Annotated in this window: 21 protein-coding genes; all 21 read left to right on the plus strand. The window is 36.9% G+C overall.

Features of this window, described 5'->3' with window-relative positions:
- Nucleotides 1–70: 70 nt before the first annotated feature.
- The 21 genes from KA717_37315 to KA717_37415 all read left to right on the plus strand — a co-directional run bounded on the left by KA717_37315 (nucleotide 71) and on the right by KA717_37415 (nucleotide 19,012).
- Complete coding sequence (locus tag KA717_37315; GenBank protein ID UXE61010.1) at nucleotides 71–265, plus strand: transposase; 195 nt, start codon at nucleotides 71–73, stop codon at nucleotides 263–265.
- A 17-nt stretch (nucleotides 266–282) separates the two neighbouring features.
- Nucleotides 283–1,458 (plus strand): IS4 family transposase, encoded by a 1,176-nt coding sequence (locus KA717_37320; GenBank protein UXE61011.1) that lies wholly within the window; start codon nucleotides 283–285, stop codon nucleotides 1,456–1,458.
- Nucleotides 1,425–1,715 carry a hypothetical protein gene (locus tag KA717_37325; GenBank protein ID UXE61012.1) on the plus strand — a complete coding sequence of 97 codons (291 nt, stop codon included), beginning with the start codon at nucleotides 1,425–1,427 and terminating at the stop codon, nucleotides 1,713–1,715. The genes KA717_37320 and KA717_37325 overlap by 34 nt, the downstream gene beginning before the upstream one ends.
- A gap of 21 nt (nucleotides 1,716–1,736) precedes the next feature.
- Complete coding sequence (locus KA717_37330) at nucleotides 1,737–2,357, plus strand: hypothetical protein (GenBank protein UXE61013.1); 621 nt, start codon at nucleotides 1,737–1,739, stop codon at nucleotides 2,355–2,357.
- 109 nt (nucleotides 2,358–2,466) lie between these two features.
- Complete coding sequence (locus KA717_37335) at nucleotides 2,467–2,922, plus strand: DUF29 domain-containing protein (protein ID UXE61014.1); 456 nt, start codon at nucleotides 2,467–2,469, stop codon at nucleotides 2,920–2,922.
- A gap of 21 nt (nucleotides 2,923–2,943) precedes the next feature.
- A complete protein-coding gene (locus tag KA717_37340) occupies nucleotides 2,944–4,236 on the plus strand; it encodes an ABC transporter ATP-binding protein (protein UXE61015.1) in 1,293 nt (430 codons plus the stop codon).
- Nucleotides 4,233–5,000 carry a glucose-1-phosphate cytidylyltransferase gene (gene rfbF, locus KA717_37345; protein ID UXE61016.1) on the plus strand — a complete coding sequence of 256 codons (768 nt, stop codon included), beginning with the start codon at nucleotides 4,233–4,235 and terminating at the stop codon, nucleotides 4,998–5,000. The genes KA717_37340 and rfbF overlap by 4 nt, the downstream gene beginning before the upstream one ends.
- Nucleotides 4,994–6,124 (plus strand): CDP-glucose 4,6-dehydratase, encoded by a 1,131-nt coding sequence (rfbG, locus tag KA717_37350; protein UXE61017.1) that lies wholly within the window; start codon nucleotides 4,994–4,996, stop codon nucleotides 6,122–6,124. Before rfbF ends, rfbG begins: the two co-directional genes overlap by 7 nt.
- 47 nt (nucleotides 6,125–6,171) lie before the next feature.
- Nucleotides 6,172–7,371: a class I SAM-dependent methyltransferase gene (locus KA717_37355; GenBank protein ID UXE61018.1), complete on the plus strand. Its 1,200-nt coding sequence runs from the start codon at nucleotides 6,172–6,174 to the stop codon at nucleotides 7,369–7,371.
- Entirely contained in the window at nucleotides 7,368–7,910 is a 543-nt protein-coding gene (gene rfbC, locus KA717_37360) for a dTDP-4-dehydrorhamnose 3,5-epimerase (protein ID UXE61019.1), read from the plus strand. The genes KA717_37355 and rfbC overlap by 4 nt, the downstream gene beginning before the upstream one ends.
- Nucleotides 7,911–7,980: 70 nt before the next feature.
- Nucleotides 7,981–8,520, plus strand: a complete 540-nt coding sequence (locus KA717_37365; GenBank protein ID UXE61020.1) for a Uma2 family endonuclease — start codon at nucleotides 7,981–7,983, stop codon at nucleotides 8,518–8,520.
- A 218-nt stretch (nucleotides 8,521–8,738) separates the two neighbouring features.
- A complete protein-coding gene (locus tag KA717_37370) occupies nucleotides 8,739–9,248 on the plus strand; it encodes an acyltransferase (GenBank protein UXE61021.1) in 510 nt (169 codons plus the stop codon).
- Complete coding sequence (locus KA717_37375; GenBank protein ID UXE61022.1) at nucleotides 9,245–10,087, plus strand: SDR family oxidoreductase; 843 nt, start codon at nucleotides 9,245–9,247, stop codon at nucleotides 10,085–10,087. The genes KA717_37370 and KA717_37375 overlap by 4 nt, the downstream gene beginning before the upstream one ends.
- 11 nt (nucleotides 10,088–10,098) lie before the next feature.
- Entirely contained in the window at nucleotides 10,099–10,863 is a 765-nt protein-coding gene (locus tag KA717_37380; GenBank protein UXE61023.1) for a cephalosporin hydroxylase family protein, read from the plus strand.
- A gap of 102 nt (nucleotides 10,864–10,965) precedes the next feature.
- Nucleotides 10,966–12,294: a glycosyltransferase gene (locus KA717_37385; GenBank protein ID UXE61024.1), complete on the plus strand. Its 1,329-nt coding sequence runs from the start codon at nucleotides 10,966–10,968 to the stop codon at nucleotides 12,292–12,294.
- A gap of 51 nt (nucleotides 12,295–12,345) precedes the next feature.
- Nucleotides 12,346–13,539, plus strand: a complete 1,194-nt coding sequence (locus KA717_37390; GenBank protein UXE61025.1) for a glycosyltransferase family 4 protein — start codon at nucleotides 12,346–12,348, stop codon at nucleotides 13,537–13,539.
- 65 nt (nucleotides 13,540–13,604) lie between these two features.
- On the plus strand, nucleotides 13,605–14,453 hold the full coding sequence (locus tag KA717_37395) for a hypothetical protein (GenBank protein ID UXE61026.1): 849 nt from the start codon (nucleotides 13,605–13,607) through the stop codon (nucleotides 14,451–14,453).
- A gap of 25 nt (nucleotides 14,454–14,478) precedes the next feature.
- Nucleotides 14,479–15,159 (plus strand): acylneuraminate cytidylyltransferase family protein, encoded by a 681-nt coding sequence (locus KA717_37400; GenBank protein UXE61027.1) that lies wholly within the window; start codon nucleotides 14,479–14,481, stop codon nucleotides 15,157–15,159.
- A gap of 15 nt (nucleotides 15,160–15,174) precedes the next feature.
- Complete coding sequence (locus tag KA717_37405) at nucleotides 15,175–15,762, plus strand: class I SAM-dependent methyltransferase (GenBank protein UXE61028.1); 588 nt, start codon at nucleotides 15,175–15,177, stop codon at nucleotides 15,760–15,762.
- 82 nt (nucleotides 15,763–15,844) lie between these two features.
- Entirely contained in the window at nucleotides 15,845–18,091 is a 2,247-nt protein-coding gene (locus tag KA717_37410; GenBank protein ID UXE61029.1) for an N-acetylneuraminate synthase family protein, read from the plus strand.
- A gap of 15 nt (nucleotides 18,092–18,106) precedes the next feature.
- Nucleotides 18,107–19,012, plus strand: coding sequence for a hypothetical protein (locus KA717_37415; GenBank protein UXE61030.1), 906 nt, complete (start codon nucleotides 18,107–18,109; stop codon nucleotides 19,010–19,012).
- Nucleotides 19,013–19,014: the final 2 nt, after the last annotated feature.

The raw sequence follows: 19,014 nt of genomic DNA on the forward strand, positions 1-19,014 counted from the left end.
TTTCAAAAACAAAGGATGAAGGGAGTATGAGACTGTAAAATGGAGAAAATCTTAAAGGGCAGGTCAAAAAATGTTGGAATGGTGGACAAAAAACTTTGCCAGTTGTGAATTGGGAGACGAGAGGCTAAACAATCGTGCCTTCTCGATTGGGAAAAAGTTAAGTGAGGGGTTTGGAAAAGCCTTATCAGAAGTGTTTAAGGGAGGAAACGAGTTAAAGAGGGCCTATGAATTTTTGGGAATCCGAAAACAGACTTTGTCAAGATAATAGAGCCGCACTGTGAAATGACAACTGCCGCCGTAGAAGAATATAAGATAATGCTATCAGTCGGAGATACGACCTTCTTAGATTATCGCAATATCAAGGAAAAAAGGGAAGGGTATGGGCCGACTGGAAAAGGAGGGAATGGATTAATACTGCATAGTGCTTTAGCAATTGAGCCAGAAAAAGGACAAGTATTAGGTTTATTATGGCAAAAACTGTGGAATAGGGAGGTAAAAGAAAAGCCCCCAACAGATGAAACGGCGAAGCAGAAAAAAGAAAGACAGAAAGAACAAAGAAAAGCAGCTCGTCAAAGACCATTTGAGGAAAAAGAATCCTACAAATGGGTAGAGGCTCTAAACACCTGTGAGAAACAGGTAGAAAGTTCAACGAGGGTAATTCATGTATTTGACAGAGAAGGAGATGTTTCAGAAGTCTTTGACTCAGTGCGTCAACTCAAGCATACAGGAGTGCTGGTCAGAGCGTCTCATAATCGTAGTTTAGACAAAAATAGTGAACGACTTTGGCAACATTTGGAATCAGAACCGATTCGTTTTCATCAAGAAATCGAGATTCCGAGTACAGGAAAAAGAAAAGCACGGAAGGTTAAGCTTGCCGTCCGATTTTGCTCAGTTAATCTACGAACTCCCTATCGTTTTGATAATCGTGACCCGTTGAATGTCTATGCTGTTTATGCGACAGAAATCGATTGTCCCGAAGGCGAAACTCCTTTATCTTGGATGCTTCTGACTACAGAAGTTGTTGAGACTATTGAGATGGCTGTCACTATTCTTCGTTGGTACACCTACCGATGGCGGGTTGAAGAATTTCATAAAGTCCTTAAGTCTGGTTGTCAGAGTGAGCGTTATCGACTTGCCTCTGATGGAATGAAAACTCTTTTGGGTTTTTTAAGTGTCATTGCTGTTGAACTTTTACACGTTACTTATCTTCATCGTACCCAGCCCGATGCTCTCGCGATTGAAATTCTTAATCCTCTTCAACTTCAGGTGTTAAAAGCAGCCGCCTCTCAAAAACTTCCCCCTATTTTGACTGTTGCTTGGGCTGTCGAGTCTGTTGCTTTTCTTGGTGGTTATCTTGAACATCGTCGTAAAACTCCTCTCGGTATCCAAGTCCTTTGGCGCGGTTGGTTGAAGTTGCATGACCTTTGCCAAGGCTGGCAGCTTGCAATCCGCACTTAACGGGAAAAGTCAGATCTATTAATGGATTAGGGGTATGGCTAGAAGAAGCTGAATTAGGTTTAGGATTATGGGAGGGAAAATATCAAGGATTAACTAGACAGTGGTTACGTTGGTATGATCAAGATAATAATTGGTTGCCTACACCAGAAGAAAGAGCAAAGCAACGGGCTGAACAAGAAAAACAACGGGCAGATTTAGCGGAAGCAGAATTAGCTAAGCTAAGACAGTTAATAGCAGAACAAGGAATTAATTGGTAAGAAAAATCAAGGTTATAGAAAATGGCTTATAGTGACTTTACCCTAGAAAAAATAACGAAAATATTTAACATTAACATCGAAGAAAGAACAAATGTTTTTGCTGCTTTCGACCAGTTAACAGTTGATGCTTTTTTTATCAAATACTTACAAAATAATATTCCCTTAGCTCAGTCAATTAGCACAGAAAAAGCCAAGTCAGAAATGATTATTGCGCCTGTTTTAATTGAAGTAAGAAGATTATTAGATAATAAAATTAGTTTATTCTCAGGAATTGATTTTAATGTTAATATTGAGCAAGGTTTAAATGGATTTTGCGATTTCTTAATCGGTCTATCATCTCAACAGTTATATGTAACATCTCCTGTGATTGCTTTAGTGGAGGCGAAAAATGATAATCTTAAACAAGGATTCGCTCAATGTATTGCAGAAATGATTGCTGCCGCTCAATTAAATCAATCGGAGGGAAATAATGTTGAAAATATTTATGGTTGTGTTACCAATGGTAATCAATGGGTGTTCTTGCAATTAACTGGTAATCTAGTGGTAGTTGATTTAGATGAGTATTATATAAATCAACCAGAAAAAATTATTAGTGTATTTGTGAGTCTAATTAAGTCAGAGTTAGAGTCAAATCCGACATAAATCAGTAGCATTAGCTAAATTAAGATAGTTACTAGCAGAACAGGGAATTAATTTGTAGGGGTTTCTGTCAACCAAACATCAATATTTAAACTGTAATTGAGTAAGTAAAATGCAACCTACACAAGCAAGTTACCAGATTTATGAACAAGATTATCCTGAGTGGCTAGATATTACCCTCAAACAACTGCAAAATCAGGATTTAGAAAATATTGACTGGGAACATTTAATTGAGGAAATCACTGCATTGGGAAACGAACAAAGGCGTAAAGTAGAGAGTTATTTATTGAGACTTTTAATTCATCTACTATTGTATGATTATTGGAAGTCAGAAAAAGATTGGTCAGGGAGAGGGTGGGAAAAAGAAATTGATAATTTTAGGCTTGAATTAGATTTATTATTGGAGTCTAAAGTTCTTTATAATCATTGTGCACAAATCCTAGATAAGATATACATTAAAGCTAGAAACAATGCAATTCGTAAGTCTGAATTATCTCCAAAAATATTTCCTGAAAACTGTCCCTATTCTTTAATAGAAATTCTCAATCCTGAATGGTTGCCATCATAAAAAATATTTTAATAATAAACTATGTCTGATACAGTTATTCGAGTTGAAAATCTAGGTAAAAAGTACGTCATTGGACACCAAAAGCAAGAACGCTATACGGCTCTGCGGGATGTGGTGACGGATCGAGTAAAATCATTCGCTAGTATTTTTAATCCCAAAGCACAGAAGGATGATCCCACTCATGAGGAGTTTTGGGCTTTGAAGGATATCTCTTTTGATATTAAGCAGGGGGATAGAGTTGGCATTATTGGCCGTAATGGGGCGGGTAAGTCAACGTTGTTAAAGATTTTGAGTCGGATTACGGAGCCAACGGAGGGACGGATTAGTATTAATGGTCGGGTAGCGAGTTTGTTGGAGGTGGGGACGGGTTTTCATCCTGAGTTGACGGGTCGGGAAAATATTTATCTCAATGGGGCGATTTTGGGGATGGATCGCGTTGACATTAAGCGAAAGTTTGATGAGATTGTGGCGTTTGCTGAGGTGGAGACGTTTTTGGATACGCCTGTGAAGCGTTATTCTTCGGGGATGTATGTGCGGTTGGCGTTTGCGGTGGCGGCACACTTGGAGCCAGAGATTTTGATTGTGGATGAGGTTTTGGCGGTGGGGGATGCTCAGTTTCAAAAAAAATGCTTAGGTAAAATGAAGGATGTAAGTGGAGAAGGACGAACTGTTCTATTTGTCAGCCATAGTATGCCTACAATTACATCGCTCTGCTCAGATGTGATTTTGTTGGATAAAGGTAAGATTGTGAATATTGGAAATGCATCGGAGGTAATTATGCAGTACTACAAGAGTGGGGCTGGGGCTTCCTCTCCTGCATCAATCACTCTTTCTGATGAAGATCGTATTGTTGGCGATGAATATGTGCATTTGATATCTGGGTGCATAAGAAATAGTATTGATGAAATCAGCCCAGAAATAATGATTAATGAGAATTTTAGAGTTTCTATGAAATATAGAATCCTCCAAGAAAGTAATTACAAGTTTGTTCCTAACTTTCACTTTTATACAGCCGATGATTCTTGTGCTTTTGTAACATCAGTTCAAAATGTGAGGATTTTACCTTCGGGAGAATATGAAGCAGAATGTCTAATCCCAATGAACTTCTTAAATGAAGGAGCCTATTTTGTAGGTTTAGCAATCAGTTCCTTTGAATCAGGAGTTAAGGTACACTTTTTTGAGCAAAATATTCTTTCGCTTAACATTAAAGATTCTTTAACAACTAATAGCGTAGGACGAGAGCATGGCTACACAGGGAGATTTCCTGGAGTGATCAGACCACAATTAAAATGGAATTTGGTACAAACTAGATGAAAGCAGTGATTTTGGCAGGTGGTCTAGGAACTAGACTCAGTGAAGAAACTTATCTTAAGCCGAAACCGATGGTGGAAATTGGTGGGAAGCCAATTTTATGGCACATTATGAAGACTTATTCTACCTATGGAATTTATGATTTCATTATTTGCTGTGGCTATAAGGGATATGTAATCAAAGAATATTTTGCTAATTATTTTTTGCATATGTCTGATGTGACTTTTGATATGCAATCTAATCAGATGGAAGTGCATCAAAAAAAAGCAGAACCTTGGCGAGTAACACTAGTTGATACAGGTGAGGAAACACTTACAGGCGGGAGGCTTCAACGAGTAAAAAGTTATGTGGGGAATGAGACATTTTGTTTTACATATGGTGATGGTGTTAGTAATGTCGATATTCAAGATCTAATTGCTTTTCATCAACAGCAAAAGCGTTTTGCTACGGTCACAGCAGTACAACCACCAGGAAGATATGGAAATATAAATATTGATGATGGTTTAGTGTTAAATTTTCAAGAAAAGCCTCAAGGAGATGGGGGCTGGATTAATGGAGGTTACTTTGTTTTAGAGCCAGCAGTATTTGATTTTTTAGCAGGCGATCAAACTAGTTGGGAAGCCCACACTTTGCCAGTTATTGCTAATAAGCAAGAATTATCCGCCTTTAATCATTATGGTTTCTGGCAAGCTATGGATACTCTAAGAGATAAGAATTATTTAGACAGCTTGTGGGAATCAGGAAATGCTCCGTGGAGGGTATGGTGATGATGACAGGGTTTTGGCAGGGTAAAAAAGTTTTTTTGACTGGTCATACTGGTTTTAAAGGATCGTGGCTTTCTCTATGGCTTACAAGCTTAGGAGCAGAAGTAACGGGTTTAAGTCTCTCGCCGAATACTCAACCATCTTTATTTGAGCAGTTAGGATTAGTTAATCATCTAAATCATCATTTGGGAGATATTCGAGACGCTGATTTAGTTGCTAAACTTATACATCAAGCTAGACCCGATATTGTTTTTCATCTAGCGGCCCAACCACTTGTCAGGAGTTCGTATGTAGAACCAGTTGAAACTTGGAATATAAATGTAATAGGAACGATTCATGTTTTAGAAGGGTTAAAGAAACTTGATTATCCCTGTGCAGCCGTTTTTATTACAACAGATAAATGTTATGAGAATAAAGAATGGGTTTATGGTTATCGAGAAAATGATCCATTGGGAGGACATGATCCCTACAGTTCTAGTAAAGCTGGAGCAGAACTAGCGATCACGTCTTGGAGAAAATCTTTTTTTAGCAAGGCTGATTGCTCCGTCGGTATTGCTAGTGCAAGGGCAGGCAATGTGATTGGCGGGGGTGATTGGTCAAAGGATAGAATTGTTCCTGATGCCATGCGATCGCTGATTAGGGATGAACCAATTCCTGTTCGTAATCCTCAAGCAACTCGTCCTTGGCAACACGTTTTGGAGCCACTAGCCGGTTATTTACAAGTAGCGGAAAGCATTTATCAATGTTTATCTTCGGCCGATCAACTTAATCAAAAAGACAAATTTTGCAGTGCCTTTAACTTCGGCCCAGATTTAACTTCTAATCGTTCTGTTAAGGAGTTAGTCTCCGAGATTCTTAATTATTGGTCAGGTACTTGGTTAGATAAATCTGATCCTTGTGCCTTTCATGAAGCCAGCTTGCTTAATTTAGTGACAGATAAAGCCTATCACTTGTTGAATTGGAAGCCACTTTGGGATTTTGAAAAAACAATTCGAGAGACGGTCGTTTGGTACAGGGAATCTTGTGAATTTTCATCTTCGGATTATCAACGTTTTCAGGAATTGTCATTACTCCAAATCAAGAATTACGAAAGTATTTTATCAACTAACAACATTAATCAGATATAGAATTAGTCTCAATGAACGATAAACACTGTCGATTTTGTCAAAGTTGCTTGAACCATACCTTTGTTGATTTGGGTATGTCTCCATTGTCTAATGGTTTTTTAAAATCAGAGCAATTAAATAAGGCAGAGAAATTCTATCCTTTACACGCTTATGTTTGTGAGAAATGTCTTTTGGTTCAATTAGAAGAATTTGAATCTCCAGATCATATTTTTGCAAATGATTATGCTTATTTCTCTTCCTACTCTGAGAGTTGGCTAAACCATGCTAAACAATACACTGACTTGATGATCAACAGGTTTCAATTCAATCAATCTAGTCGGGTGATAGAAATTGCTAGTAATGACGGTTACCTCTTGCAATTTTTTCAAGCCCAAAGTATCCCTGTTTTAGGTATTGAACCTGCGGCAAATGTGGCTCAAGTAGCTATCGAAAAAGGCATTGAAACTTTAGTTAATTTTTTTGAAGTTGAAACGGCTAAAGAATTAGCTAGGCAAGGTAAAAAAGCAGATTTATTATTGGGGAATAACGTTTTAGCTCATGTACCTAATATCAATGATTTTGTAGCGGGCATGAAAATTGTTCTTAAGCCTGAAGGTGTTATAACAATGGAGTTTCCTCATCTTCTACGGCTGATAGAGCAGAATCAGTTTGATACCATTTACCACGAGCATTTTTCCTATTTATCGTTTGTTACGGTAGCAAAGATATTTGCTCATCATGGTTTGACGTTATTTGATGTAGAAGAACTTCCTACGCATGGGGGGTCTTTACGGATTTATGCGAAACATTCAGAGAACGATGAAATAAAAATTAACCAAAGAGTATGGACATTAAAAGAAGTCGAAAAACAAAAAGGATTAGGTAATTTAGAGACCTATCTGAGCTTCAGTCGCAAAGTCCAAGAGACTAAACGTAAGCTATTGAGTTTTTTGATTCAGGTTAAGATGGATGGAAAAACGATTGTTGGTTATGGTGCGGCCGCCAAGGGAAACACCCTTTTAAATTATTGCGGAATTCGTACAGACTTCATTGACTACACTTGCGATCGCAGTCCCCATAAACAAGGCAAGTTTTTACCTGGCACTCATATTCCTATCTATAGTCCTGATAAGATTGCCGAGACTAAACCCGATTACGTTTTAATTCTTCCTTGGAATTTGAAAGAAGAAGTCACCCAACAACTCAGCTATATTCGTGAGTGGGGAGGCAAGTTTGTTGTGCCGATTCCTGAAGTGGAAATACTATGAAGTTTATCGAAACGCCCCTAAAAGGAGCCTATCTGATTGAAATAGAACCCGTGTCCGATCACAGAGGTTTTTTTGCAAGATCATGGTGCGAACATGAATTTGGTGAGCATGGATTAAAGTCAAATTTAGTCCAGTGTAATATTTCTTTTAATACGAAAAAAGGTACGCTTAGGGGGATGCACTATCAGATTAAACCCCATGAAGAAGCAAAATTGGTTAGATGTACACAAGGTTCGATTTATGATGTAATTATCGATATTCGTCCTAATTCACTTACTTTTAAATCATGGTTTTCCATTGAATTAAGTGCAACAAATCGCCAAATGCTATACATTCCTGAAGGGTTTGCTCACGGATTTCAAACGTTAGAGGATAACACTGAAGTTTTCTATCAAATGTCTAATTTTTATCATGGTGAGTCTGCTAGGGGATTAAAATGGAATGACCCTAGCTTTAAAATTAATTGGTTGTTAACAGAGAATATAATTATCTCGAAAAAAGACCAGAATTATCCTAATTTCTCATTTTATGAATTATGACATTTTCCTTAAAATGTATCATAAATAATCGCCCTCATCTAAAAACTGTAAATTTACTAGGAGTTATTTTATGGTGGTTGCTCTTTTCCGAATGACGATGGCGGAGTTTTTAAATCTACCTGACATTGAAGCTTCTCCAGCTTGGGAATTTGTTAATCAAGTGGCGGGACAAAAAACAATGCCAACTTTATTTCATAGCCGATTGCAAAAGCATTTACTTACGATAATCGATCAATCCACCCAAGCTTATGAAGCATTGCCAGAATTGCGTTGTATTTTGTCAGAAAGCTCTGTTGTCCCTGATGTGGCAGTTATGCGCCTAGACCGTTTACCGCAATTTAATAAACCTATTGAGGGTGCACCAGACTGGGTGATTGAGATTTTGTCGCCAGATCAGCGTGTGACTCGAGTAATCACGAAAATTCAAGCTTGTCTTGAAGCTGAGACAAGGTTAGCGTGGTTAATAGACCCATTGGAGGAAGTAGTAATGGTATTTTGGAGAGATCGTCCTTTAGTGATCTTAAGGGGCAATGATTTATTACCAGTTTTACCTGATGTGCAACTAGAGTTAACTCCGATTGAAATTTTTGCTTGGATGAAAGGACAATGACTAAAGCACGCATTTACTACACTAAACCATCAATTACTGAGCTAGAGATTAAGTATGCTACCGATGCAGCTATAAATAATTTACCGAATTACTTAGATGATGCTTGGAAAGTCCCTCCCGATGCCTGAAAGTCGCATTCTCTCGTTCCACCTGACCCTTTTCAAGCATCCTCTTAGTATGGGCATTATTTATCTCTCATCCAATCAACTAAAACCTTTTTGTTACTCGATTTATATATGGTGATTGAAATTCATCCAAGTGCCAAGATATCAAAATTAGCCGATATTGAAGACTCTATTCGCGGCTCAAAAATAATAATATCAAGCAATGTAGTTATTGATTCTTTTGTGAAGATAAAACCTGCTGGTGGAATAGGTGATATCCTAATTGGTTCCAATTCTATAATAAATTCTGGCTGTGTTTTATATTCTGGAAATGGTATTACAATTGGAAAGTATGTTGCAATTGCTGCCAACTGTACGCTAGCACCTGTCAGTCACGAGTATGCTAGGAGAGAGTTGCTGATTATGTCTCAGGGATTTCGTCCATCTAAGGGAGGGATATTAATTAATGATGATGTGTGGATTGGTGCCAACTGTGTAATTTTAGACGGTGTTCAAATAGGATTTGGTTGTGTTATTGGAGCCAGCTCTCTTGTAAGAGAAAATCTCGATAACTACGGCATATATGTGGGAAACCCATTGAAGAGGATAGGTGTCCGCCAATGAAGTTTACGGTTATTGGTAGTAATGGTTTTATTGGAAGCGCATTATCTATTAAGATGCGCGCGGAGGGATACTCAGTTTTTACGCCTAGTCGTGGAGATGATAAAATCTTCTCAATTCCACTTAATCACGTTATTTATGCTGCAGGAGTGACATCGAATTTTCGTCTAAATCCGTTTAACACATTGCAAGCTAATACGTCTTACCTCGCTGAAATTCTTGAAAAATCATGTTTTGACTCACTTCTTTATTTGTCGTCATCACGCATTTATCGTCATGCAGAAAGCACACAAGAGGATGCTGCTATTTTTCTAAAATCTTATGATCCAGAAGACTTGTACGATTTAACTAAATTAACAGCTGAGGCACTATGCTACGCAAGGGAGGACTTAAATCATAAGGTAAAAGTTGTTCGCTTAAGCAATGTAATAGGAACAGATTTTCGTTCTCAAAATTTTTTGTTTGATATAATTCGCTCTGCTTGTGACGACGGAGTAATCTATCTAAGGTCTTCACTTGATTCTTGTAAAGACTATGTAATGCTGGAAGATGTAATAGAGTTATTGCCTAAAATAGCAACTATAGGAAAACATAAATGTTATAATGTTGCCTCTGGCCATAACTTGACACATCAAGACATCGTCAATTCTATAATTAAATGCACAAAAGCAAGATTAGAAATATCAAATGATACACCCACTGTTAGATTTTCACGACTTGACGTAAGCAAAATCTTAGAAGAATTTACTTACAAACCATCGAATGTTCTAAATTGTATTCCAAGGCTTGTTCTTGAATACAAAAATTCTAAAACAAAACCAAACATTAATATCAAAGGATAGAATTTGACAGCATGAGTAAGCCCAAAAATAATTTTATCAAAGAGTTTCTAACAGAGAAAGAAGCAAGAATTGCTAGCTATGCCAACGATACCGACTGGCACAACTTATCTCTTAAGTGGCTAGTAAGAGCCTTTGAACAAAAGTATATGTATAACTTTAGCGTGCTTGGAAGACCAGTTATACAAACGCCATTTGAAATGGTTGCAATGCAAGAAATTATCTGGTCAGTACAGCCAGATCTGATTATCGAAACAGGTATCGCCCACGGCGGATCGTTGGTTTTTTCATCTTCCATGCTTGAACTAAATGCTATCTGTGGTGGCCCGCAGGAGGCAGAGGTCTTGGGCATTGACATTGATATTCGTAAACATAATCGAGAAGCAATTGAAGCTCATCCAATGTTTAAGCGAATCTCCATGATTCAAGGCTCTAGCATTGCTCCTGAAATTATTGAACAAGTTACAGCAAAAGCCGAAGGGAAACAAAAGATTTTAGTTTTGTTAGACAGTAATCACACCCATGATCATGTCTTAGCAGAATTAGAAGCCTATGCACCTTTAACTTCTATTGGAAGCTACTGCGTTGTATTTGACACTGTAGTGGAAGATCTACCTGATGAGATGTTTAATGATCGCCCTTGGGGAGTGGGTAACAATCCCAAAACAGCAGTATGGGAATATCTCAAGACTCATCCAGAGTTTGAAATTGACAAAAGCGTTCAAAACAAACTGTTAATTACGGTTGCTCCAGATGGCTATTTGAAACGAGTAAAATAAACACTGAAGTTATTGGCGATCACAGAAAATTATCGGTGTATTTTCTGCCATGCAACGCCTATTTTCGAGTATATTTAACAATTGAGAGATATAATAAATCCCATGCAAATGATTAATGATTATAATGGTCTTCTTATAATAATCCCCACGAGAAATCGTTCGGATTTGGCAATTAATGCGATTTTATCGGTCTTAAATCAGCCTAACTGCGAAGAAGTTAAGGTATTAGTGTCAGATAATTCTACTGATACAAAAGATATTGAAATTTTATACAAATTTTGTCAAGAAACTAGAGATGAACGGCTTAGTTATATTAAGCCGCCAGAACCTTTGCAAATGTCTAAGCATTGGGATTGGGCAGCAAATCAGGCTTTTAAGAAATATGAAATTAACCACTTGTCATTCCTAACTGATAGAATGATTTTTAAATCTGGTCAGTTAAAAGAATTAATTAATATTGTCAAACGTTATCCTGACTATATAGTTAGTTATAACCATGATTTTATTGATGATTATAAAAAGCCAATTAAACTTGTTCAAAGTGAATGGAGCGGCAAACTATATCAGGTGAAATCGATCCAATTGTTATTGCTTTCATCTCGAGCCTCCTTCTATGGTCTGCCGAAAATGTTAAATTGTATTACACCGCGCACTATTTTAAATAAGATTTCTACCAAGTTTGGAAATACATTTGGCTCAATTGCACCAGACTATAATTTTTGCTACAGAAGCCTAGAATTAGTTGACTCAATCCTCCATTTCGATAAAGCACCTATTTTACATTACGCTATTTCACAAAGTAATGGAGCAAGTTTCGCTAGGGGAATAGTGTCTAAAGCTAGCAGTGATTTTCTTGCAAATTTAGGTCAATCAGATTTCTGCTCAGCTACTCCAATACCAAGTATACATACCGTTGGAAATGCAATATGGCATGAGTATTGTACGGTTAAGAAAGAAACAAGCAGCACTAAGTTTCCTGATATTGACATGAATTGTTATCTGAACTACCTCGGATCAGAGACGAGCAAAATTATCAATCCTGAATTAAAAGCAGAAATGCAAGCCACTTTATCAACTTATGGCTGGAAACCCCCTGTAGAAAGTAATGAGCTAAAATCCTTCACTAGGGAAGACCTATTGCTTATGTGCAAAAAACTCTTGTCTCCTAGTATTGTATGGAATAAAATTATAATGATTCTTATAACGAAGCTATTTATTAAAAGTAAACATGCTCAACCATTAGTACTGTTCTTGGCAAATAATTTTGGGATTATGCCACCAAGATATATTGATTATTACTTTGATTTTAATACACTTGAGGATGCTTTCAATTATGTGAATAAGTTCCCGAAACCAAGTTATATCAGTTACGACGGGAAAAGTTTTGCAGTAAAAAGGTTAGGTAATGATTGTTTAGATATTCCTTTATGAATAAATTACCTTTCCATCTAACTAATCTATCAAAAGTGACAAGTATATTTAATGCCTACAAATTTTATTAGGGGCAAAACTCCACTCATTGTATTAGCAAGCTCATTCGCACCTTGGCCAAATGCATCAGGCGGGACGCAGCGAATTCATTCGCTTGGGCAGTGGCTAAAAAATTATGCCCGAGTTGTTATGTTACTACCAACATTATCAATATTACCATCTGACAGGATACCAGATTACGATCGCATTATTAGCTGCACTCAATCTAATTCACTCTTTAGCCGTATTTTTCGACGGTTATATACCTATTATTTGCATTTCTTTGATTTGCCACCAAAATGGGATACTTCCATTAACAAATTTTATAGCCCAATCGAATCTCTACGCTATAAGCGTATATTAAATGAACTAAAGCCTCGCGCGGTTATTTGTGAGTATCTTTGGCAGGTTCCAAATCTTTACAAAGCTTGCCAATCTCTCAAGATTCCACTTATCATTGATACGATTGACATAATTTCACGTAGACAACTAAAAGAAGTTGAACTTGGATTAACTGAGAAAGTAAATATTAGTCTTGAAGAAGAAATTGCTATTTGGCAGTTAGCTTCAGTTCTTGTTGCTATCCAACCCGAAGAAGCATCAGAGATAGCAAAGTTGTCTCCGTCATCCGTAGTTGTGTGCGCTCCTCAAGCATTTACTCCCGTTGAGCCATCGTCAATTATAAAAAAACGTAAATTTGTGCTAATGGTAGCATCAGGAGCGCGACCTAATGTTCAAGGAACTGAATTGTTTTTACGCAGTCAATGGCATGACATAGTTGTAGAACATCCCGATGTGGAACTTCATGTATGTGGAAATATTGTAGAATCACTTTCTACTGATATTCTTAATCTGCCCAACACAAATTTTCACGGTTACGTTGAAGATGTATCAGTTTTTTATCGTCAGGCAACAGTTGTCTTGAATCCTGTTATTTATGGATCAGGGCTTAAAATTAAAAGTATTGAAGCTTTAAGATATGGAAAATGCCTCATCAGCACTCCTGTTGGAGTAGAAGGTATACCTCTTGCTCATGAGTTGCTACCTGTCGCTGAGGCAGATCAGCTTGGTAGTCTATTAGTTTCACTTTTGGATAATACAAAAAAGATAGAAGAATACGAACAAAATGCTACTTATATGTTCAACAAAAATTATACACCTGATGCTTGTTACCATGAACTAATAAATATAATCATGGATTACTAAAAATACTCATAAGTTTTTCATGGAAGTTATTTTTATTCTAAAATTAACAGAAAATCTCAAATTTTATGAGCTTTAATTATCTTGAACCAACCATACTTCTTAAAGATAGCTTTGTTATTTTGAAAAATCTCTTGACAGAAGATGAAGTCACAAAGCTAAGAAAAACTCTCGAAACTTACTTTTCACATCATGGTGTAAAAATGTTTGGAGGGATATCTCAACCCAATGCAGCAGTTTTAATTCGAGAGTTAGATTGGATATTCTCTCATCCTAAAATTATTGATGCGCTCAAAAATTTGCTCCACAATGAAAAGTTAATGTTTACTAGTCATTGTGATATCCATAGTGGAATTGTTACTGGTTGGCATAAAGATGATGGTACTTCTTCTGACAAGACCAACTTAGGATACTTTGATTGTTTAACCTACGATGTTGAAGATTGTCAGGTGTATAAAGTCGCTATTTATTTGCAGGATCATGTAAATAATTTAGCTGGTTTAAATGTAAAACCAGGGTCTCATAAGATTGCCTCGACGGAAGCTGGTGAGGAAATTTCTTTAAAGACAAGAGTAGGAGATGTAATTATTTTTGATGTTAGGTTGACCCATTCTGGACAGTCAGATATCTTGCCTATTCCTTGGTTGAGAAAGCCATTAACTTTGATTCGTAAGTTATTTGGATCAAATCTTGATCAACCGATTAAGTCGGCTTACGAACATTTTTCTGGAACTAAAATGTCAATTTTCTTCACCTTTGGATATTCAAATGACTGGACTGTTGCATTTGCCAAGAACAACATGAAACGACAGCTAAAGCAAAATCAATCATCTCAAGTATTCTTACCCAGTAATACCAAAGAGAAGCTGTTAGCAGAAGACGTTTTATTAGCAGAAGATTATTTCACTGACTTATGACCATATTGATTTGAGTAGTCTTATCTTGGAAATAGTAGCAATTATTCCAGCGAGAGGAGGCTCAAAAGGAGTCCCTTACAAAAACATTCGTCCTCTAGGTAATAAACCTTTAATCGCCCATTCTATCCTAGATGCGAAAGAAGCCCATCTAGTAGATCGCATTTACGTTACCACAGACGATGCCGAAATTGCCCAAGTTTCAACAGACTATGGTGCAAGTATTATTCACCGCCCCCCTGAACTAGCCAACGATACCGCGTCTTCAGAATCGGCTCTTGTTCATGCCTTAACAGAGATTGAAAAAGAGGAGATTCACCCAGAACTTATTGTGTTCTTACAATGTACATCCCCTTTACGAACTGGGCTAGATATAGATCGCGCTATTGAGCAAATCAGAGCGGAAAACGCTGATTCTCTCCTCTCAGTTTCCCCAACCCATCGCTTTCTTTGGCATCAAGTAGATAATGTCGCTCAGTCTATTAACTATGACTATCACCACCGTCCCCGTCGCCAAGATTTAAACCCCCAATATATGGAAAATGGTTCAATTTATATCTTTAAACCCTGGGTTTTAAAAGAATTAAATAACCGATTGGGCGGTAAAATCTCTTTGTTTGTGATGGATGAATCCCAAAGTTGGGAAATTGATTCGTCAGAGGATTTTGAGTATATAGAGTTTTTAATCAATCACACACATAAACCTTAATAGTTCCGAAAAAACATGATTAATTTACCTGATTTTTCAAAAGCATTTGAATACGAAAATAACTTCTACCTATCCTGTGATAATAGCAGAATTGCTAAGTTATTAGCTCATTATGAATTATACAAAATGGTGGTAAACATACCAGGAGCAATAGTAGAATGTGGCGTTTTTAAAGGAACATCATTGACAAGGTTTGCCACATTTCGAGATTTATTCAGTAATTCCCACGCTAAAAAAATAATTGGTTTTGATATCTATGGTAAATTTCCTGAAACTAATTTTCAGGAAGATAAAGTGCCTAGACAGCGTTTTATTGATAGTGCGGGGGAAGAAAGTATTGCTGTAGAACAGCTTACAGAAGTGCTAAAAATTAAGGGAGTTGACAAGAATGTAGAATTAGTAAAGGGAGACATTTTAAAAACAGTCCCCAATTATGTGAATGACCATCCAGAATTAAAAATTTCTCTTCTCAATTTAGATACTGATATATACGAACCTGCCTCTGTAATTTTAGAATTACTGTTTCCTAGAATTGTCAGGGGGGGGGGTACTAATTATAGACGATTACGGTGTTTTTCCTGGAGAAACAAAAGCTGTAGATGAATATTTCCATGATAAAGATGTGGTGATAAATAAATTTCCATTTTGTATGACACCTTGTTATATTTTAAAAAATTAAAGTATTATGATCATTGACAAAAATTTATTAAAGTATATTGTTTTCGCTGAGGATGATATATTAAATGCCCTGAAAAAAATCAGCGACAACAAAAACCGTATTATTTTCTCTGTCACCGAAGCAGGTGTTTTAGAAGGTGTCCTCACAGACGGAGACTTTCGCCGTTGGTTAGTGCAACAAGAATCTATTAATCTCAATCAACCTGTCTCAAAAATTTCTAACAAAAACTATAAGTTTGCTAATTACAATGATGATCCGGTAAAGATTCAATCTTACTTTTCTAATGAAGTTGAATTCATTCCCCTTTTAGATAATAACCGTCATTTAGTTGCAGTTGCTTGTCGGAAGTCAGAAGGTATTCGGATCGGAAATTTTATCATTGATGCCCAATCTCCTACTTTTGTCATTGCGGAAATTGGCAATAATCACAATGGTAGCTTGGAATTTGCTAAACAGTTAATTGATCAAGCGGTAGTGGTAGGAGCAGATTGTGCAAAGTTCCAAATGCGCGATCTCAAATCACTATATCGGAATGCCGGGAATGCTAATGATGCTAGTGAAGATTTAGGGTCACAATATACTCTAGATTTGCTAACTCGGTTTCAGTTAACGACCGATGAAATGTTTGCCGCTTTTGATTACTGTCAAACACAGGGAATTTTACCCCTTTGTACACCCTGGGATATTGAGAGTTTATCTCTACTAGAACAGTATGGAATGCTGGCTTATAAAGTGGCCTCGGCTGATTTGACGAACTATGATTTGCTTACTGCTTTAGCAAAAACAGGTAAGCCATTAATTTGTTCAACGGGGATGTCGGCTGAATCTGAGATAATTGACGCAGTGGCTTTACTAAATCGGTTAGGTGCGATGTATGTTTTGCTGCACTGTAACTCAACCTATCCAGCCCCCTTTAAAGATGTCAATCTAAACTATATAGACCGTCTAAAAGAAATTGGTAATTGTCCTGTTGGTTATTCCGGCCATGAACGGGGTATTCATGTAGCGATCGCCTCCGTAGCTAAGGGTGCTAAGGTGATAGAAAAACACTTCACCCTAGACAAAACAATGGAAGGTAATGACCACAAAGTCAGTCTGTTACCAGATGAATTTCGCCTCATGATAGAGGGCATTCGCCAAGTAGAACAATCTCTTGGTACAAATGGAGAACGACACCTCAGTCAAGGGGAGTTGATGAACCGAGAAAACTTGGCTAAGAGTTTGGTAATTAACTGCGATTTAGAGATAGGACAAATCATTACTGAAGCTATGATTGATGTGAAAAGTCCTGGAAAGGGTTTACAACCGAACCGGAAGACACAGTTAATTGGTAAACGTTCCAGGCGATCGCTCAAAGCAGGTGATTTTCTCTACCCTAGCGACTTAGAAGTGGAACAGGTTAATGCAAGAGATTATCGTTTTAAACGACCTTGGGGTATTCCAGTTCGCTACCATGACTTTAAAACCCTATTATCACAATCAAATCCTGATTTACTAGAATTTCATCTCAGTTATAAAGATTTAGAAGTTGATATTCACCACTATATTGATCAGGTTTATGATTTAGATATAATTGTACACGCTCCAGAGTTATTTGCAGGTGATCACGTATTGGATCTATCTTCCCAAGACAAAGATTACCGTCAACTATCAATTCAAGAATTGCAACGAGTGATCGACATTACTCGACAATTAAAACCGTTTTTCAAACGATCAATCCGTCCCTGCATTGTCACCAATGTTGGTGGATTTACCAGTGATACTTTATTATCTTTATCAGTTCGCCAGCAACTATACGAAACACTTTTCGAGAGCCTATCTCAACTAGATACAGATGGAGTTGAAATCATTCCTCAAACCATGCCTCCCTTTCCTTGGCATTTTGGGGGACAACGAAATCATAATCTTTTTGTAGATCCGACAGACATTGCTGATTTTTGTCGTCAACATAACTATCGTGTTTGCTTAGATATCTCTCATTCCAAACTAGCTTGTACTTATCACAAAATATCATTCAAAGAATTTATTGAACAAGTTGGAATTTACATTGCTCATTTACACATTGCTGATGCTAAAGGTGTTGATGGGGAAGGTTTACAGATCGGTGAAGGTGAAATTGACTTCCCTGCCTTAGCTGAAGATATTGAAAAGTATGCTTCTCAAGCTTCTTTTATTCCTGAAATTTGGCAGGGGCATAAAAATGAAGGGGAAGGATTTTGGATCGCCTTAGAAAAGCTCGAAAAATATCTCTAAAATCCACAAAAACTTATGAGCTTAAAGTCAACACTAAATTCTCTCTCCTACTGGCTTCTGCCACCTGGTGTTAAAAACACATTTTTATCAGCTTATTCAAAGCAAGTGGCATTTCAGGATTTTCGTGTAGAACGAAATATAATAAGTAGACTATGTAAAAACAACTCAAAATTCAATAATATTCATAATGGTGAAAGGTGTTTTATTCTTGCAACTGGCCCCTCAATAAAAACGCAAAACTTGCTTCCTCTAAAAAACGAATTATGTATTTCAGTTAGTCAATTTTATCTTCATAAAGATATTCAAATAATTTCACCTCAATATTATGTTTTAGCCCCGACTCATCCTCCTTTTAATTTCAATGATGTTGTCAAAATATTTGATGGATTAAGGAAGTGTTATTCAGATAAAGCAACCTATTTTCTAGGTTACAGTTTATATAATTATTCTTACTATCGGTTTCTAGAAACCTATTCTCAATATAAGAACAATAATCAATGTTTTATCAACTATTCAATGAGTCAATCATTAGAAGAATCAAACTACTCTAACAAAGCAATTTGGGAAATCGATCAAAGTCCATTTGGTATTAGGACAGTTATCTACTCAGCTATTCAAGTTGCTTTATATATGGGTTGCAAGGAAATTTACTTAATAGGATGTGATCACGATTATTTGAATGATACAAGTCGCGTTACCAATCACCATTTTTATAAGGAAGAAGATGGCATCAGTGATGCTGAACATTTAAGATCATTTACCACAGAGCGTTGGTTTCAAGAATACTATTTTCGATGGAAACAATATAGATTAATTAGAGAATATGCCCAACAAAAAGGATGTAATATTTTCAATGCGACTGAGGGGGGTATGCTTGATGTATTTCCTAGAGTTAGGCTAGAAGATATAGTAGTTTATTAAAT

This window comes from Woronichinia naegeliana WA131 (assembly GCA_025370055.1).
GTDB classification, from domain to species: domain Bacteria; phylum Cyanobacteriota; class Cyanobacteriia; order Cyanobacteriales; family Microcystaceae; genus Woronichinia; species Woronichinia naegeliana.

What these genes read in the sequence shown, in the direction of transcription:
- KA717_37315 (UXE61010.1), top strand. Translation starts at nt 71, where the DNA reads ATGTTGGAATGGTGGACAAAAAACTTTGCCAGTTGTGAATTGGGAGAC.
- KA717_37415 (UXE61030.1), top strand. Translation starts at nt 18,107, where the DNA reads ATGAGCTTAAAGTCAACACTAAATTCTCTCTCCTACTGGCTTCTGCCA.
- rfbF (UXE61016.1), top strand. Translation starts at nt 4,233, where the DNA reads ATGAAAGCAGTGATTTTGGCAGGTGGTCTAGGAACTAGACTCAGTGAA.
- KA717_37365 (UXE61020.1), top strand. Translation starts at nt 7,981, where the DNA reads ATGGTGGTTGCTCTTTTCCGAATGACGATGGCGGAGTTTTTAAATCTA.
- KA717_37320 (UXE61011.1), top strand. Translation starts at nt 283, where the DNA reads ATGACAACTGCCGCCGTAGAAGAATATAAGATAATGCTATCAGTCGGA.
- KA717_37405 (UXE61028.1), top strand. Translation starts at nt 15,175, where the DNA reads ATGATTAATTTACCTGATTTTTCAAAAGCATTTGAATACGAAAATAAC.
- KA717_37390 (UXE61025.1), top strand. Translation starts at nt 12,346, where the DNA reads ATGCCTACAAATTTTATTAGGGGCAAAACTCCACTCATTGTATTAGCA.
- KA717_37330 (UXE61013.1), top strand. Translation starts at nt 1,737, where the DNA reads ATGGCTTATAGTGACTTTACCCTAGAAAAAATAACGAAAATATTTAAC.
- rfbG (UXE61017.1), top strand. Translation starts at nt 4,994, where the DNA reads ATGGTGATGATGACAGGGTTTTGGCAGGGTAAAAAAGTTTTTTTGACT.
- KA717_37340 (UXE61015.1), top strand. Translation starts at nt 2,944, where the DNA reads ATGTCTGATACAGTTATTCGAGTTGAAAATCTAGGTAAAAAGTACGTC.
- KA717_37395 (UXE61026.1), top strand. Translation starts at nt 13,605, where the DNA reads ATGAGCTTTAATTATCTTGAACCAACCATACTTCTTAAAGATAGCTTT.
- KA717_37335 (UXE61014.1), top strand. Translation starts at nt 2,467, where the DNA reads ATGCAACCTACACAAGCAAGTTACCAGATTTATGAACAAGATTATCCT.
- KA717_37375 (UXE61022.1), top strand. Translation starts at nt 9,245, where the DNA reads ATGAAGTTTACGGTTATTGGTAGTAATGGTTTTATTGGAAGCGCATTA.
- KA717_37410 (UXE61029.1), top strand. Translation starts at nt 15,845, where the DNA reads ATGATCATTGACAAAAATTTATTAAAGTATATTGTTTTCGCTGAGGAT.
- KA717_37385 (UXE61024.1), top strand. Translation starts at nt 10,966, where the DNA reads ATGCAAATGATTAATGATTATAATGGTCTTCTTATAATAATCCCCACG.
- rfbC (UXE61019.1), top strand. Translation starts at nt 7,368, where the DNA reads ATGAAGTTTATCGAAACGCCCCTAAAAGGAGCCTATCTGATTGAAATA.
- KA717_37380 (UXE61023.1), top strand. Translation starts at nt 10,099, where the DNA reads ATGAGTAAGCCCAAAAATAATTTTATCAAAGAGTTTCTAACAGAGAAA.